This window comes from Pseudomonas putida, assembly GCF_022627325.1.
Lineage (GTDB): Bacteria > Pseudomonadota > Gammaproteobacteria > Pseudomonadales > Pseudomonadaceae > Aquipseudomonas > Aquipseudomonas putida_X.
This window is the reverse complement of record NZ_JAETZZ010000006.1, coordinates 282,042-298,773: the sequence shown is the minus strand read 5'-3', so window position 1 is coordinate 298,773 and position 16,732 is coordinate 282,042. Positions and strand designations below refer to the sequence as shown.

The 16,732-nt window shown below is 61.7% G+C and carries 15 protein-coding genes; 5 read left to right on the top strand and 10 right to left on the bottom strand.

Annotation, left to right across the window (positions count from 1 at the left end; translation table 11 throughout):
* Window positions 1-510: 510 nt before the first annotated feature.
* Window positions 511-1,407 (top strand): formate/nitrite transporter family protein, encoded by an 897-nt coding sequence (locus tag JNA92_RS12375; RefSeq protein WP_241804921.1) that lies wholly within the window; start codon window positions 511-513, stop codon window positions 1,405-1,407.
* Between the two features lie 362 nt (window positions 1,408-1,769).
* Here JNA92_RS12375 and JNA92_RS12365 read toward each other — a convergent pair whose 3' ends face one another.
* Window positions 1,770-2,093 carry a DUF2025 family protein gene (locus tag JNA92_RS12365; RefSeq protein ID WP_241804920.1) on the bottom strand — a complete coding sequence of 108 codons (324 nt, stop codon included), beginning with the start codon at window positions 2,091-2,093 and terminating at the stop codon, window positions 1,770-1,772.
* A gap of 185 nt (window positions 2,094-2,278) precedes the next feature.
* On the opposite strand from JNA92_RS12365, the gene JNA92_RS12360 reads away from it, so the two are divergent.
* Window positions 2,279-3,496 (top strand): GAF domain-containing sensor histidine kinase, encoded by a 1,218-nt coding sequence (locus tag JNA92_RS12360; RefSeq protein WP_241804919.1) that lies wholly within the window; start codon window positions 2,279-2,281, stop codon window positions 3,494-3,496.
* Between the two features lie 14 nt (window positions 3,497-3,510).
* On the opposite strand, the gene JNA92_RS12355 is transcribed toward JNA92_RS12360, so the two are convergent.
* From JNA92_RS12355 to JNA92_RS12330, 7 genes are all read right to left on the bottom strand, one after another.
* On the bottom strand, window positions 3,511-4,377 hold the full coding sequence (locus tag JNA92_RS12355; RefSeq protein WP_241804918.1) for an efflux RND transporter periplasmic adaptor subunit: 867 nt from the start codon (window positions 4,375-4,377) through the stop codon (window positions 3,511-3,513).
* 11 nt (window positions 4,378-4,388) lie between these two features.
* Window positions 4,389-4,595 (bottom strand): DUF1656 domain-containing protein, encoded by a 207-nt coding sequence (locus JNA92_RS12350; protein WP_241804917.1) that lies wholly within the window; start codon window positions 4,593-4,595, stop codon window positions 4,389-4,391.
* Window positions 4,582-6,570, bottom strand: coding sequence for an FUSC family protein (locus JNA92_RS12345; RefSeq protein WP_241804916.1), 1,989 nt, complete (start codon window positions 6,568-6,570; stop codon window positions 4,582-4,584). Before JNA92_RS12345 ends, JNA92_RS12350 begins: the two co-directional genes overlap by 14 nt.
* A gap of 179 nt (window positions 6,571-6,749) precedes the next feature.
* Window positions 6,750-6,866 (bottom strand): cytochrome c oxidase subunit CcoM, encoded by a 117-nt coding sequence (ccoM, locus tag JNA92_RS25830; RefSeq protein ID WP_008097462.1) that lies wholly within the window; start codon window positions 6,864-6,866, stop codon window positions 6,750-6,752.
* A gap of 135 nt (window positions 6,867-7,001) precedes the next feature.
* Window positions 7,002-7,163 carry a hypothetical protein gene (locus JNA92_RS12340; RefSeq protein WP_012313081.1) on the bottom strand — a complete coding sequence of 54 codons (162 nt, stop codon included), beginning with the start codon at window positions 7,161-7,163 and terminating at the stop codon, window positions 7,002-7,004.
* Between the two features lie 78 nt (window positions 7,164-7,241).
* Window positions 7,242-7,571, bottom strand: coding sequence for an aspartate-semialdehyde dehydrogenase (locus JNA92_RS12335; RefSeq protein WP_241804915.1), 330 nt, complete (start codon window positions 7,569-7,571; stop codon window positions 7,242-7,244).
* 108 nt (window positions 7,572-7,679) lie between these two features.
* Window positions 7,680-8,375 (bottom strand): M949_RS01915 family surface polysaccharide biosynthesis protein, encoded by a 696-nt coding sequence (locus JNA92_RS12330; RefSeq protein WP_241804933.1) that lies wholly within the window; start codon window positions 8,373-8,375, stop codon window positions 7,680-7,682.
* A 130-nt stretch (window positions 8,376-8,505) separates the two neighbouring features.
* Here JNA92_RS12330 and rapA point away from each other — a divergent pair, with 130 nt between their 5' ends.
* Window positions 8,506-11,352 (top strand): RNA polymerase-associated protein RapA, encoded by a 2,847-nt coding sequence (gene rapA, locus JNA92_RS12325; RefSeq protein WP_241804914.1) that lies wholly within the window; start codon window positions 8,506-8,508, stop codon window positions 11,350-11,352.
* A gap of 198 nt (window positions 11,353-11,550) precedes the next feature.
* Window positions 11,551-13,815 (top strand): putative bifunctional diguanylate cyclase/phosphodiesterase, encoded by a 2,265-nt coding sequence (locus JNA92_RS12320; RefSeq protein WP_241804913.1) that lies wholly within the window; start codon window positions 11,551-11,553, stop codon window positions 13,813-13,815.
* Here the strand turns inward: JNA92_RS12320 and JNA92_RS12315 are convergent.
* Entirely contained in the window at window positions 13,715-14,602 is an 888-nt protein-coding gene (locus tag JNA92_RS12315; protein ID WP_241804912.1) for an NAD(P)-dependent oxidoreductase, read from the bottom strand. The two genes, JNA92_RS12320 and JNA92_RS12315, sit on opposite strands and share 101 nt — an antisense overlap.
* Before the next feature lie 160 nt (window positions 14,603-14,762).
* Window positions 14,763-15,077 (bottom strand): DUF2288 domain-containing protein, encoded by a 315-nt coding sequence (locus JNA92_RS12310; protein ID WP_241804911.1) that lies wholly within the window; start codon window positions 15,075-15,077, stop codon window positions 14,763-14,765.
* Window positions 15,078-15,436: 359 nt separating this feature from the next.
* On the opposite strand from JNA92_RS12310, the gene JNA92_RS12305 reads away from it, so the two are divergent.
* Complete coding sequence (locus tag JNA92_RS12305) at window positions 15,437-16,552, top strand: branched-chain amino acid ABC transporter substrate-binding protein (RefSeq protein ID WP_241804910.1); 1,116 nt, start codon at window positions 15,437-15,439, stop codon at window positions 16,550-16,552.
* Window positions 16,553-16,732 lie beyond the last annotated feature (180 nt).

Sequence of the window (16,732 nt, the reverse complement as noted above, 5' to 3'; positions counted from 1 at the left end):
TGTTAGGCCTGCCGCCAGCGTTCAATCTGAGCCATGATCAAACTCTTCAGTTCAATACTGCTTGGGTTTTTAAGAAACCCTAAACTTGGCTCAGCAATCTCAAATGACTATGTGATTTCTCGCATGGCCACTTGTGATGCTGATAATCTTTTTGACTATCAGTCCGTACTCACAAGCACCCACACGAATTGCTTGATTCAATTTGTTAAAGAGCGTTTGGTTAAGAGCGTTTCGTCTCAACCGAGGCGCGCATTCTACGCTTTCCTCATTTGCTGTCAAGCGTTTGTTTTGAAGTTTTTTTGAATCCACTTTCCTTCAAAAGCCTTGAACTTCAGCAACTTACCGCCTGCCTCACCGCGTTCAACGCTGCGAGGAGGCGAATAATACGCGGTTTGAAATTTGAGTCAACACCTTGATCTAAAAAAACTTCGCCTCGCATTTTGCAGCCGCTGGGCAACTAAATGCATGAACCATCGCTCTGTAGATAAACACTCCGTGGAGGGCAATGGCATGAGCGATGCGCAGAGCGAGAAGACCCCTGGCCTGTCGGCTGATGAAGAGAAGGAAGTCAGCCATAACCAACCCCCGAGGGCGGCGGTTCTGCACGAAATCATTCGCTACCAGGGCGACCAGGAACTGGAGCGGACCCTGGCGGCGCTGTGGTGGTCGGCCTTGGCAGCTGGCCTGACCATGGGGCTTTCATTCATGGCCATGGGGCTTTTTTACGCCCGCCTGCCCGAAGGCGAGAGTGCGCACGTCATCGCCAGCATCGGCTACAGCGCGGGCTTTCTTGCGGTGATCCTGGCGCGTCAACAACTGTTTACGGAAAACACCCTCACAGCGGTCCTGCCGGTGATGACGACACCAACCTTCGCCAACCTCGGGCGCCTGTTGCGCCTATGGGGCGTAGTACTGGTAGGAAACCTGGCAGGCACCTTGCTGGTTGCCTGGGTCATCCTCGAGCTGCCCATTTTCGACAGCAAGACGGATGTCGCCTTCCTTGAAATCGGCCGCAAGGTGATGGAGAACGATATCAGCCAGATGTTCGCCAAGGGCATCATATCGGGCTGGATGATAGCGACCATGGTGTGGATGATCCCATCCATGGAGAACGCCAAGATCTGGATCATCCTGATGATCACCTACCTGATGGCACTGGGCGACTTCACTCACATCGTCGTAGGTTCGGTCGAGGTGTCCTATCTGGTCTGGGCGGGAGACGAAAGCTGGCGCAGCTTCTGGCTGGAGTTTGCCTTGCCGACCCTGGCCGGGAATATCATTGGCGGCAGCTTCATTTTTGCCCTGATCAGCCACGCCCAGGTGCGAAGCGACAGCGGCAAGCCACCTTCGCAGCTATTAAAGGATGAAAAAAGGTCTTCGTTCGGCAAGCAGGACGACAAGCAATGATCCGAAGCGTGCAGTCGCTGCCGGTTCGGGCTCGCCAACGCAGTTCAACCTGGGAATCCTAGGCGGCCAGGCCCCTGGCAAAACACGCAGCTAACCAGGGGCCACCTCAACCTGCCAAGGCTGACACTCTATCCACTGGTCCGGGCTAGGTGCGCTACCGCCTGGCGATCAAGCTTGCCGGACACAAGCGCCGCCTTCGGGACCTGAGCCGGATTGCTAGTCTGACCGGGCTGCTGGATCACTGTGCCTGGAAGCATTGGCTCCAGCTTCGCGTCCAGGCTTGCCAGAACCTGCAAATGCCACCAGCGATTGCCCTGATCGATATCGACCGTTTCACGAGCATAAAGAGCGCCGCGGCACTGTCAGCAGCGCAAGGAGCGCTGCGCCAGAATTTCCGGCAGGTCCGTGCGCCGCAGGTACTGGCGCAGCGGTTCGGCAATGTTCAGCCGATCGTCCACATGCTGCTCCAGCAGCAGCGACAGGCGCTGGCGGCACAGCGCCATGTGCGCGCCCTGCGCTGGCCGCCAGACGAACTCGCTGCACGGGATGATGCTCTCGTCTGCCACGTCCATACCGAACGCGTCTTCGCTGAACCGTACGATATGGACGCCGCGTTTGCCATGAAAGCCGACGAAGCCCTTGAGCTGGTCGGCCGCACTGCAGATGTCCTGGGATGTGATGGCCATGTCGAAACCTCGCAAATAACCGGAAGTGACGCACGCCAGGCGGGCAACGGTCGCCTCTGGTGGGCGACGCGCAAGGCCAGCCTAGCTCAATCGCCGGCCGTTTCGCCAAGGTTTTTCGCCATTGGCCCAACCGCCCCGCTAGACTGATGGGCTAATCTATTCCGTCGCCAATTTTGGGACCGTTCATGACCAACGCCATCAGCGCCGATATCGCCACCATCGGCCGCATCAGCGCCGTGCCCGCCATCCTTCAGGTCATCTGCGAATCCACCGGCATGCGTTTCGCCGCCGTGGCACGGGTTACCGAAAGCAACTGGACCGCCTGCGCCGTACTCGACAATCTGGGCTTTGGCCTCGAGGTGGGCGGCGAGCTCGAATTGGCAACCACGCTGTGCCACGAAATTCGCAGCTCTCACCAGACCATCGTGATCGATAAAGCCAGCGAAGATGAGCGCTACTGCCACCACCATACGCCGCAGCTCTATCGCTTCGAAAGCTACATATCCGTACCGGTGTTCCGTACAGATGGCAACTTCTTCGGCACCATCTGCGCCCTGGACCCGAATCCGGCCTCGCTAAAAGGCCAGGCCATCCAGCCCATGATGGAGTCGTTCGCCCGCCTGCTCGCCATCCAGATCGAGAATGAAGAGAGCGTCCAGCACACCGAGCGCGCCCTGCGTGAGGAACGGGCGATGGCCGAAGTGCGCGAACAGTTCATCGCAGTGCTCGGCCACGACCTGCGCAATCCTCTGTTCGCCATCACCGCAGGCGCCGAACTGTTGATTCAGCGCCTGGATGAAGACAAGCACCGTGGGATCGCCCGCCACATCCACACGTGCGGGCAGCGCGCCGCACAGCTGGTACGCGACGTGCTGGATTTTGCCCGAGGCCGGCTTGGCAGCGGCATCCCATTGAACCTCGAGCCCTGCCCGGACCTTGCCGAAGGCCTCATGCATGTCGCTGCAGAACTGCAGCACATCCACCCACAGCGGCAGATCGTGCTTCAGATCGGAGATATCGGCGGCCTGTACTGTGATCGCGAACGGGTGGCCCAGCTGCTCTCCAACCTTATCGCCAACGCGCTGATCCATGGTGCGCCTGACGGGCCGGTGACGGTCAGGGCGGCGATCGCCGACGGGGAGTTCGCGCTTAGCGTGCACAACAATGGGCACCCCATCGCCTCACAAACCCTGGACCAACTGTTCAAGCCCTTTACCAGGCCGCTGTCTGCGGGGCCAAAACAGGGGCTTGGGCTTGGCCTTTATATAGCCAACCAGATAGCCCTGGCCCATGGTGGACGCATGCAGGTTATCTCAGATGAGCAAACCGGCACGCTGTTCAGCTTTCACTTGCCGGCCACTGCACCGAGGCAGATGCCGGGGCCGTCGGCGGCCAGCCTGTAACGCATCGCCGAGGATCACTCAGGCGCATCCTCGTGCACCTGCACACTGGCCGTCATCCCCGCGCTGAGGTTCATGCCTTCGGGAATGTCGTCGAGCCGGATGCGCACCGGTATTCGCTGGGCCAGCCTTACCCAGTTGAAGGTTGGCTCAACCTCTGGCAACAACTGGCTGTCAGGGTTGCTGTTCTTGTCGGTGATACCCCGGCTGATGCTTTCCACATGCCCCTGCATGGCTTCTCCTGCCCCCATCAGCCAGACCTTCACCGAATCGCCCACACGGATGCGCGGCAATTTGGTTTCCTCGAAATACGCCTGGATATAAAAGGTCGAGTCATCCACCAGGGCCATTACCGACTGGCCGGCATTTACATAGTTGCCCTGAGCCAGGCGCAAGTTGGTGATGTGCCCACTGCGCGGTGCTCGCACTTCGCTGCGGGCAAGGTTGATTTTCGCCACCTGTAACTGAGCTTGCGCCTCATGCAACTCACCGCGGGCAATGGCGGCATTGATTTGCGCGTTTTCGCGCAGCTCGGCACTGATCGCCCCGGGCCCCAGTGCCGTGCGCCGTGCTGCTTCGCGCTCACGCAGATGCAACTGCTGGGTGCGTGTCTCGGCCACGGCGCTGGCCTGGTCGAACGCGGCCTGGAAGCGCTCACGGTCTATGCTCATCAACAGCTCGCCAGCCTTGACCCGCTGGTTGTCCTGCACCTTGAGTTCACGCACCCAGCCGGACACATCGGGTGCGATGACCACCACGTCGGCCCGCACCCGTGCATCACGTGTCCATGGGGTGAGCATGTAGTACTGCCAGAGTTTATAGCCGGCCAGAACGGCAATGGCGACCACACAGAGGGTCACCAGGATACGGACGACAGCACGCATCGAATCACTCCTTACAAAGGCCCCAGCAGGCGGACTACCAGATAGAGCACGCAAACGAACAACGCAGCGTCGAACAGCGCTTCATGCCAGATCCAACGCGCCAATGGCGTGGCTTGCACGACAAAGCGCAACAACCCGGTAAGCACCAGCGCCATCAGCACGTAGATCAGAAAAGGGCTGAGCAGCACGCCGCCCAATGCCCACTCACGCAACCCCATGGGCTTCCTCCTGCCAGCGGCACCATTTGCCCCAGCTTTTCTGCAACTGCAACACTGCCCCTTCGGCCAGGCGTAACGGGTCACTCGCCGGCAAGCGTCGTAGCGCCGCGATGAATCGCTCGCTGGCGGCATCCAGCCACTGCCCTCGGCCGGCCGCCGGACCACTGGCCAAGACTGTTTCCAGTTGCTGCAGATATTCCCGTTCGGCATCCCCAAGCGGCGCCTGGGCGACCGCCAGGCACATGCGCAAGTGCACCAGTTCGTCGCCGATGTCCAGACCATGCAGGCCATCGTCCCAACGCTTGCGGTCGGCTTCTTGCAGCTCGCCGGCGTGCCGGGCCAATTGCATCAGGCGGTCGGCCATGCGCCCGCCAAACCAGCTGTCGGCACCGCGCAGGTCACGCCGGGTCAGGCGCACCAGGTCGCTTTGGGTCGACGCGCGCAGACGCCGCCCAAGCCAGGCCGGGTGACGGAACACCAGCAGGCGAAACGCCATGACCGCCGCACCTACGCCCACCAGCATGGCCAGGGCACTGTTGAGCATGGTCGCCACACCGAACTGCATGGCATTGAGCGGCGACACCAATACGATGAAGTGCAAGCAATAAGAAGTCGCCGTGGCGCCGGTGCGCGGGTGAGCCATACCCAGAGCACCAAAGAACAGAGGCACGCCCATGCCCAGGCACAGCAGGGCGAAACTGCTCCATTGCGGCAAGATGATCTGCCCCACCAACAATGCCGTCGGGATCGCCAGCAGGATGCCCCGCAAGAAGCTGAGGCCGATCTGCGCACCATTTTCACGGCTGGCGAACAGGCTGCAGACCACACACGTCAGCACCAGGCCACCGGGCGCGGAAGGCCAGGCAGTGGCGAGCCAGAAACCACTCATCACCAAAAATGCCAGCGCACTGCGGGAACCGAACAGCAACGCCAGCGACCAGTCGCGGTGGGCGGCCAGCCCCTGCGCCACATCCTTCGGCGCCCTGCCCGCTTCGACATCCTCGAGTGCCTGTGAGGCAGCCATGGCGTAGTCCAGTAGCAGGGTCATGCGGGCCAGGCAAAAATGCTCGGCAGAGCTGATCTGCTCATCATGCGCGGCGTCCCAGATGCGCTGACGCAACAACAACAGGCTCGGCTGATCGGGCTTGACCAGCAGGGCGCGCACCTCGTCCAGCCACGGGCCAAGACGCAGGGCTTGCTGTTCATCCAGCTGCTGCCACTGGCGACGCACCGAACGTGAAATCCGCAGCAGTACCATCAGTTTCTGGCTCAGGCCACGAATGGCTCTCGCCCGCTGGCGCCCGCGCGGGCCCTCGAACCAGGCATGTTCGCGCTGGGTATCGATGGCAACGAGGCGCCCGAGGATCTCCAGCAGGCCTTCGCGCGCCTGGTCTTCACCGCCAAGCATGGCGCTGGCGGCCTGGAACCCGCTGTGCCAGGCCTGGCGCGCCTGCCCGGCAAGCTGCTGCTCCACCCGCATCGGCCAGAGCAAGGCGCTGGTGGCCGTTGCGCAGAAGATTCCCAGGCAAATCTCGGTACAACGCGCTACCGCCTGATCGAACACTTGCAGCGGCTTGTCGATCGCGGGCAAGGCGATGATCGCTGCGGTGTAGCCGGCCAGTACGAAGGCATACGCCCAGGCGCTGCGCAGTTGGGTCGAGGCCGCGGTACACAGGGCCAGCCACAACGCCAGCGTAATGAGAAAAAGCCATGGCGTCTGGGCGAACAGCCCCATGAACAGCACCGACATGAAGGTGCCAACCAATGTCCCGGCCAAGCGTGCAAGGCCCTTCTGTACCACCATGCCCGACAGGGGTTGAGCGACGATGAACGCGGTCATCAGCGCCCAGGAAGGCTGCTCCAGCCCCCAGCGCATGGCCAGCCACAGGGCAAGGCCGCCGCCAAGCAGGGTTTTGATGGCGAATTTGAGGGCGAGGCTGCTGGGTGCGAACAGGGCCTGGAGGGTGATTGGCACGAAACGGACCTTGCGGGGGCTGATCTGGTAAACGATAGACAACGGAGGGAAGGATAATGCTGAAACGAATAATTAGCTAGCTAATCATCTTTAAAGTGCTGTCATCTCGACCATCAAGACAAAAAAAATGGGCGACCGAAGTCGCCCTAAATGCCTTGCGTGCCCGTGAAGCTGGAAGGTCAGCGCGGCTTGCGCTTGTTCGAGTCCTTCCAGATGAAAATGCCCAGACCGGCAAAGAACGCGAACATCAACCCGACCGTTACCACACCAGCGATAACCACATTGTCGAAGAACATGTCGGCCTCCCGATTCGTTTGCCGTTGTCCGATGGATGCAAGGTAACGAATAAGGGGCGCGGGGGAATTGATCGAAGTCAATGGTGCCCGGGGCCGGGCACGCGAGGCGGGTGCAGGGTTGACCTGCGTCAAGTTTCAGCGCTTCTTGGGCTTGCTCTTGGGCTTCTTTTTCTTCGCCTTGCCCAGCGGCATGGCTTGCTCGAACGCCTGACGCACTTCGTTCAGGCGCTTTTCCTTGAGGTCGTGCACGCGCTTGGCACGTTCGGCATCGAAGTCGATGAGGTTGTCTTGGCTCATGGGTGGGCTCGAGGATCAACAGAGACTTGCATGATGCAGCCAGGCGTGGGTCATGACCAGCCCCGCGGCACAGGGCCCCTAGATTTCGATATCGACCAGCAGCCCCTGGCGCGTCTGCTCGCCCATCAGCGGAGCGACCGGTACCGTGTTGTCGCCGTTGACTTCGTCACCCGGCAAGGCGCTGTAGCGCTCGTCGCCCCTCTGTTGATGACGCCGCTGTTGCCGGCGCTGCTCCTCGCGCAGCAACAGGACTTGCTCCTGCGGGTCGCGTTGCTGTTTGAGGTCGATGGCGCTCTCACCGGATGCAGGCTGCGTGGGGACTACCGGCTTGATGTCCGGGGTCGGCTTGACCGGGTCCTGTTGCGAGGTCACTGGGGCGGCACTGAGCGGAATGATCGGCGGCAGCATGAGAATTCTCCTGTGCCCACTGTATCGGCCGGTTGTCAGCCGCCTTGAGTGTTGGCGAGCAAGGTAATGCGGCCGGCGTCGGCCACGTCATGCCAGTATAGACAGCGGCTACGGCACTTCGTCATAAGGGTCTTGATCGCTTGGCGGGCTGGCCTCGCTCCAGGGGCGCTTGAAGACCTGCTGCCAGACCGCGTCCATATGCTCGCGCAGCACGGGCGCCGCGTTCTTCAGCGAGGCACTGTCTTGGCGAACGCCACCGATCGGCTCTTCGCCTGCCGGGGTGATCAACGACTGCCCGGTGATGGTGTAACTGGTCTGGCCCTCGCGCATCTCGATGGCAATGTCGTGCGGATCGATACCACCGCCGCAGAACGCATGGCTGGCCACCGTCACCTCGGCGATGCCGTCTTTGTTCAGGTCGCCCACATCGCTGACATCGTTGTAGAAGTCGACATCCAGGTCCAGGCCAGGGCAGGTGGTTTCCTGCTCGATCTGCCAGCGCGGCTTGAACCCATCGCCCTCGGTGTTTCGCCCGTACAGCGTGGCCTTGAGCACCACCTTGTCGACTTCCTGCTCGGACTCGGCATCGACCGCCTGGCCATCGCTGCGGCTGAGCACCAGCAGGCCTTCACCGTCCCGGTCACGGAAATGCACGCTCTTGATCGGTGTCTGCACACCCAGCACCTCGAGCTGCTCCACCGGGATCGCAGGCAGGCTTTCGAAGTTTTTCTGCTCGCAAGCGGCCAGCAGCACGAGGCTGCCCACGGCCAGAGAAGCGTTCAACCAGCGGTGCTTGAGCGGCATGGCGTGGGTTGCCCTCATCGGCAAGACGGTATTGTGCGATGAAACAGCTAGACTCTTGGACTTCAACTCTATGGTCCGCCGGGCCTATCCGTTAACATAGCCGGCTTTTCATCGCGGGAGTTCAGGCAGTATGGCGCAGCAGTATCAACCGGGGCAACGCTGGATCAGTGACAGCGAAGCGGAGCTCGGCCTGGGGACCATCCTGGCCCAGGATGGCCGCTTGCTGACCGTGCTCTACCCGGCCACTGGCGACACCCGCCAGTATTCCCTGCGCAATGCGCCGCTGACCCGCGTGCGCTTCTCGCCAGGTGATCAGATCACCCACTTCGAAGGCTGGAAGCTGACGGTACGCGAAGTCGAGGACATCGACGGGCTGATGGTCTACCACGGCCTCGACGGCCAGAACCAGCCGCGCACCCTGCCGGAAACCCAGCTGTCGAATTTCATCCAGTTCCGCCTGGCCAGCGACCGGCTGTTCGCCGGCCAGATCGACCCATTGTCCTGGTTCAGCCTGCGCTACAACACGCTGCAGCACACCAGCAAGCAGGTCCAGTCGTCGCTGTGGGGCCTGGGTGGCTGCCGCGCGCAGCCGATCGCCCACCAGTTGCACATCGCCCGTGAAGTGGCGGACCGTAGCGCCCCTCGGGTACTGCTGGCCGACGAAGTGGGCCTGGGCAAAACCATTGAAGCGGGCCTGGTGATCCATCGCCAGTTGCTGACCGGGCGTGCCAACCGCGTGCTGATCCTGGTGCCGGAAAACCTCCAGCACCAATGGCTGGTGGAAATGCGCCGGCGCTTCAACCTGCAGGTGGCACTGTTCGACGCCGAACGTTTCATTGAAAGCGACGCCAGCAACCCGTTCGAGGACGCACAGTTGGCGCTGGTCGCCCTGGAATGGCTGGTCGAGGATGAAAAAGCCCAGGATGCGCTGTTCGCTGCGGGCTGGGACCTGATGGTAGTCGATGAAGCCCACCACCTGGTGTGGCACGAAGACAAGGCCAGCACCGAATACAGCCTGGTCGAGCAACTGGCCCAGGTCATCCCGGGCGTACTGTTGCTCACCGCCACCCCCGAACAGCTTGGTCAGGACAGTCACTTCGCGCGCCTGCGCCTGCTCGACCCCAATCGCTTCCATGACTTGGCAGCCTTTCGCGCCGAAAGCGAGCACTATCGCCCGGTGGCTGAAGCCGTCCAGGAACTGCTCGACGAAGGCCGCCTGTCGCCCAAGGCCCACGCCACCATTCAAGGTTTCCTGGGTGCCGAGGGCGACGCCCTGCTGGCCGCCGTCAGCGATGGCGACAGCCAGGCGAGCGCCCGCCTGATCCGCGAACTGCTTGACCGCCATGGCACGGGCCGCGTCCTGTTCCGTAACACCCGTGCGGCCATCCAGGGCTTCCCGGAGCGCGAACTGCACCCCTACCCGCTGCCAATGCCAGAACAGTACCGCGACCTGCCAGCCGGCGAGCACGCCGAGCTGTACCCGGAAGTCGCGTTCCAGGCCCAAGGTGAAGTCGGCGACGACGAGCGCTGGTGGCGTTTCGACCCTCGCGTCGACTGGCTGATCGACACGCTGAAGATGCTCAAGCGCACCAAGGTCCTGGTGATCTGCGCCCACGCCGAAACGGCCATGGACCTGGAAGACGCCCTGCGCGTGCGCTCGGGCATTCCGGCCTCGGTCTTCCATGAAGGCATGAGCATCCTTGAGCGCGACCGCGCCGCAGCCTACTTCGCTGACGAAGAGTTCGGCGCCCAGGTGCTGATCTGCTCCGAGATCGGCAGTGAAGGGCGCAACTTCCAGTTCGCCCACCACCTGGTGATGTTCGACCTGCCGGCCCACCCCGACCTGCTTGAGCAGCGCATCGGCCGCCTCGACCGGATCGGTCAGAAGCACGTCATCCAGCTGCACATCCCTTACCTGCAGGAAAGCCCGCAAGAGCGCCTGTTCCAGTGGTACCACGAAGCACTCAACGCCTTCCTCAACACCTGCCCGACCGGCAACGCCCTGCAGCACACGTTCGGCCCACGCCTGCTGCCGATGCTCGAAGGCGGGGACAGCCAGCAATGGGATACCTTGGTAGCAGAAGCCAAAGGCGAGCGTGAACGCCTGGAAGCAGAACTGCACAGCGGCCGCGACCGCCTGCTGGAGCTCAACTCCGGCGGTGCTGGCGAAGGCCAGGCGCTGGTCCAGGACATCCTTGAGCAGGACGACCAGTTCGCACTGCCGATCTACATGGAAACCCTGTTCGACGCCTTCGGCATCGACAGCGAAGACCACTCGGAGAACGCCCTGATCCTCAAGCCGAGCGAGAAGATGCTCGACGCCAGCTTCCCGCTGGGCGATGACGAAGGCGTCACCATCACCTACGACCGTGGCCAGGCGCTGTCGCGCGAAGACATGCAGTTCCTCACCTGGGAACACCCGATGGTGCAGGGCGGCATGGACCTGGTGCTGTCCGGCTCGATGGGCAACACCGCCGTCGCGCTGATCAAGAACAAGGCGCTCAAGCCTGGCACCGTGCTGCTGGAGCTGCTGTTCGTCAGCGAGGTGGTTGCGCCGCGCAGCCTGCAGTTGGGCCGCTACCTGCCGCCTGCGGCGCTGCGCTGCCTGCTCGATGCCAACGGCAACGACCTGGCCTCGCGCGTGGCCTTCGAAACGCTCAACGAGCAACTCGAAAGCGTGCCTCGGGCCAGTGCCAACAAGTTCGTGCAGGCTCAGCGCGACGTGCTGGCCAAGCGCATCAGTGGCGGTGAAGCCAAGATCATGCCGACCCACGTCGAGCGCGTGGCAGAGGCGCAACGCCGCTTGGCCGCCGAAGCGGACGAAGAACTGGCGCGTCTGACCGCTCTGAAAGCCGTGAACCCAAGCGTACGCGACAGCGAAATCGACGCCCTGCGCAAGCAACGTGAAGATGGCTTGGCGATGCTCGAAAAGGCAGCGCTGCGCCTGGAGGCCATCCGCGTGCTGGTGGCTGGCTAAGGCCGACCGCGGGGAGCGGGAGGTGCCAGCGCATCTCCCACTCCTTTATATCTCTGCGTTATCGACCTCATAACCAAATCGTTGCAATCAAAGAGCCATTACCCCGGAAGGTTTAAACACCGGTTCCTATACTCCTTTGTGGATAGTCTCCTTGGGGATTGACTGGAGACCCGTGCGAACTCGACCATGGGGCAAGCAATGGAATGGCTGGGACTGCAACTGTTCTCCGATGTGCCGGCTAGCGGCAGCATCGTCATCGACTGCCGTCATGAACCACTACTGATCCTGATCGCCTTCGCGGTGGCCAGCGCTGCCTGCTTTGCCACCCTGGACATGGCCGAGCGCCAGTCACACAGCGAACAACCGGCTGCACAGAGGCAATGGCGCATGCTGGGTGCCTGCTGCCTGGCCGGGGGTATCTGGGCGATGCATTTCATCAGCATGCTGGCGTTCAGGGCGCCGCTGGAGTTGCACTACGATGCACCGCTGAGCGGCCTTTCGCTGCTGATTGCATTGGGTGCGGCCTGGATGGCGATGACCAGCCTCGACCGCGAGCGCATGAGCCCACAGCACTACCTGCAAAGCGCCCTGCTGATCGGCCTGGGCATCCTGCTGATGCACTTTGTCGGCATGGCGGCGTTGCAGACCGGGGCCAAGCAGTACTACCAAACCGAGCTTTTGCTGGCCAGCACCGTCATCGCCCTGCTGACCAGCCTGGCCGCACTGCTGATGGCCCGCTACTTCCGCAACGGCAGCGGCACGCTGCACCAAGCCCTGAAATATGGCGCGAGCCTGCTCATGGCCGGCGGCATCGTGGCTACCCATTTCACCGCCATGGCCGCCATGACGCTGGTCATTCCTGCCGACACCGCCCTGCATTTGCCATCCGCCGACAACAGCCTGCAACTGGGCCTGACGGTGGCTTTCATCACCCTGCTGATCAGCGCAAGCAGCATCAGCGCAGCCTTGGCCGACAAAAAGCTGCAGAGCAAGGAACACGACCTGCGCAGGGTGAATATGCTGCTCAGCCAACTGGACCAGGCGCGCGCCTCTTTGCAGCAAGCCGCTCACTACGATGCACTGACCAGCTTGGTCAACCGGCGAGGCTTCAATCAGGTGTTCGCCGAACGCCTGGCCGAACAGGACCCCGAAGAGCATCGCCTGGCGGTGATGTTCCTCGATATCGACCATTTCAAACGGATCAACGACAGCCTCGGCCATGACGCCGGCGACCAACTGCTCAAGGTGATCGCCAGCCATATCAAAGCAGCCACACGCAGCCACGACCTGGTGGCACGCTTCGGCGGCGACGAGTTCTGCGTGGTGACCAGCCTCAATGGGCCTGACGAAGCACGCCACCTGGCACAGCGCATCATGCAGCGCATGAAGGACCCCATCGACCTGGGCGGGCGGCGCATGGTCATGACCACCAGCATCGGCGTCAGCATTTACCCCGACGACGGCCTCACCGCTGAAGAGCTGCTCAAGCATGCCGACCTTGCCCTGTATCAATCCAAGGGAAGTGGGCGCAACAGCCTGCATTTTTTCAACAGCAGCCTGAAAACCCGCGCCACCCTTGAACTGCAACTGGAAGAAGAACTGCGCATCGCCTTGCTTGAAGAACGTGGGCTGCGCGTGCATTACCAGCCCATCTATCACCTGGGCACCGGCCAGGTCGCCAAGCTTGAAGCGCTGGTACGCTGGCAGCACCCGCAGCATGGGTTGCTGAGCCCGGACCGCTTCATCGGCATTGCCGAAGCCAACGGCCTGATCGTCGACCTGGATCTATGGGTACTACGCCACGCCTGCGATGACCTGGCGCAGTTGCATCGCCATGGCTTCGCCGACCTCAAGCTCACGGTCAACTGCTCAGCGGTGACCCTGGGCCATGACGGGTTGCCCAAAGAAGTGGAAATGGCCCTGTTCCAGGCGGGGCTGGCCCCTCGACACCTGGAACTTGAGGTCACCGAGAATGCCCTGATGGGCGACATCCAGCGCACGCTCAGCCTGCTCAAGCGAATCCGTGGCCAGGGTGTCAGCCTTTCGATCGATGACTTCGGCACGGGGTACTCGTCACTGGCTTACCTCAAGCGCCTGCCTCTGGACGTCCTCAAGATCGACCGCAGCTTTCTTCAGGACGTGCCGGCCAGCCTGAAAGACCGTGAAATCGTACAGGCGATCATCGCCATGGCCCATACCCTGCATCTTCAGGTGGTCAGCGAGGGTGTAGAAACCGTCGAGCAGCACGAGTTTCTGGCCGCCAACGGCTGCGACTACCTGCAGGGCTACCTGCTCAGCCGGCCGGTACCGCTGGCCGAACTGCGGCCGATCCTGGAGCGGCTCGACCGCCAGGAAGCCGCCGTCAGCGCGTGTTGCGATACAGCTCTACCAGGGTCGCCGGATCTTTTTGCAGATACCCCTGGCTACCGTGCAAGCGCATCAATTGCGCGGCGAGGGCACTGAGCGGGGTCGCCGCGCCCTGCTCCCGGGACAGCTTGACCGCCCCGTCGAGGTCTTTGAGCAACGTGCGCACGTGCCATTTGACCGGTTCGAAGCGGCGCTCGGCCATCTGCGGTGCCAGGATCTGTAGCGGCTTGGAGTCGGCAAAACCACCGGCCAGGGCTTGGGCGATGAGCGTCGCGTCCACTCCTGACTGCTCGGCCAACGCCACCACTTCGGCAATCACCAAGGCGTTGCAGGCCACGATCATCTGATTGCAGGCTTTGGTCACCTGCCCCGCCCCCACCCCACCCATGTGCGTGACCCGCTGGCCAAGGGTAAGCAATACCGGGCGCGCTCGCTCCAGGTCGGCAGCCTCGCCGCCGACCATGATCGCCAAGGTGCCGGCCTCGGCGCCCGGCGTGCCACCGGACACGGGTGCATCCAGCCAGGCCATGCCGCACAAGGCGGCCAACTCGGCAGCCATCTCGCGGGTGGCGGTCGGCTCAAGGCTGGACAAGTCGATCAGCAGTTGCCCACTGCGCCCACCCTGGGCGATACCTCGCTCGCCGAAAACCACCTCGCGTACCACCGCCGTATCCGCCAGGCACAGCAGCACCATGTCACTGCCCCGGCACAACGCCGCAGGATCTGCAGCCAGCCGGGCGCCAGCTGCGACCAGCTCGGCACACTTCTCCGGGCTGCGGTTCCAGACGGTCAGCGGATAACCTGCGTCCAACAGGCGCCGACACATGGGCAGCCCCATCAGACCGATCCCGGCGAATCCAAGCGAAGGCAGTTCAGTGCTCATAAACGACTCCTGGCAAATCCAATGGTTATCCGGGCCTTATCAGGCCCCATTACGCATCCCGTAAACTGTTACCGCCACGCCAAATTGTTACCTACCTCTACCCCAGCTGAACGCCGTCGAGCACCATAATGGGGCACCTGCGCATTTTTACGCACCAAAATCAACCAGCAGAATTCGCGCTCTTCACTTGAATCAGGATGAACGGCGAAACCACCACTGCCCATATCTCTGGATCGCGGCTTTGCAGGTCGAGCGCCTGTTCGGCCGAGACAGGGCCCACAGTGCCATCATCCCGCCATTTGGCGAACATCTCGCTGCGATTCTCAGCCATCACTTCGGCAACCGCTATCAGGTCCAGGCCAGGGTCGACCCAAATCAGGTCACCCTTTGCCCAGAAACGCTCCAAAGCTTTCCACTCGATAGTTGCCGTCTCGCCGAGCAATTTGGCATAGAGGGTGCTTGTTTGATCAGTCATGGGTTTTTACCGCAAATATCAGCCAATAAAAAAGGTCGGCATTTTTGCAGAAAAACCCGGTTTCAAATATGTAATTTGGTCGATTGGCCCAGAACTTGTGGGGTTGGGCCGAAGATGCAGGCAATCTAATGGCGCCTTTCTGTATCTTTGTGTCGACCATGCGACAACCCGCGAAACAGGCGCTTTTCGCCCGCTTTTCAAGCGCTCGGGCAGCGCTCTACACTGTACCGGTACAGTTCCGGGACATGTTCCGGGGGAAGGTGGGCATGCAGTATGGCGTGGCCATACCGCGAGTCCCGCCCGGTCTGTAGCCCTGGCCGCCAGGACTATAAGAATTACAACAGAATGAGTGGAGCACTATGATCAAGATTTCCAAGCTGTTCGCCGCAATGGTACTGGCCGGGGTAGCCAGCCATTCGTTTGCCGCCGATACCATCAAGATCGGCATCGCCGGTCCCAAGACGGGTCCTGTGACCCAATACGGCGACATGCAGTTCATCGGCGCGAAACAGGCCATCAAGGACATCAACGCCAAAGGTGGCGTGGATGGCAAAATGCTTGAAGCCAAGGAATACGACGACGCTTGCGACCCTAAACAGGCCGTGGCAGTCGCCAACAAAGTGGTCAACGACGGCGTCAAGTTCGTCATCGGCCACCTGTGCTCCAGCTCCACCCAGCCAGCGTCCGACATCTACGAAGACGAAGGCGTGATCATGATCACCCCGGCCGCCACCTCGCCGGAAATCACCGCCCGTGGCTACAAGCTGATCTTCCGCACCATCGGCCTGGACAGCGCCCAGGGCCCGGCCGCCGGCAACTACATCGCCGATTACGTCAAGCCGAAGGTCGTTGCAGTGCTGCACGACAAGCAGCAATACGGCGAAGGTATCGCCACTGCGGTCAAACAAACCCTGGAGAAGAAAGGCACCAAGGTTGCCGTGTTCGAAGGCCTGAACGCTGGTGACAAGGACTTCTCCTCGATCATCCAGAAGCTCAAGCAGAACAACGTCGACTTCGTCTACTACGGCGGCTACCACCCAGAGCTGGGCCTGATCCTGCGCCAGGCGAAGGAAAAAGGCCTGGACGCCAAGTTCATGGGCCCAGAGGGCGTGGGTAACGACTCGATCTCGCAGATCGCCCAGAACGCCTCCGAAGGCCTGCTGGTCACCCTGCCGAAGTCGTTCGACGCCGACCCTGAGAACAAGGCCATCGTCGACGCCATCAAGGCTGACAAGAAGGACCCGAGCGGTCCATTCGTGTTCCCGGCCTACTCCGCCGTGGAGCTGATCGCCAAAGGCATCGAGGCCGCCAAGTCCGAAGACACCGACAAGGTGGCAGACGCCATCCACGCCGGCTCCTTCAAGACCCCGACCGGCACGCTGTCGTTCGACGAAAAAGGCGACCTGAAAGACTTCAAGTTCGTGGTCTACGAATGGCACTTCGGCAAGCCGAAGACCGAAGTCTCCCCTCAATAACTGCGTGACTAAATAGCTGACCGTAAAAGCCCACTGTGCGAGCAGTGGGCTTTGTTTTACGAGGTTCATGGACCTGACTCCCGCGATCCGGGGGCCGGTTCACCTGAAAATCTTAAAACCGTCACTCGCGGTTTCCTGGCCTACCCCTGCCAGCGAAATGCAAATCAGGTTTTTAGGAGC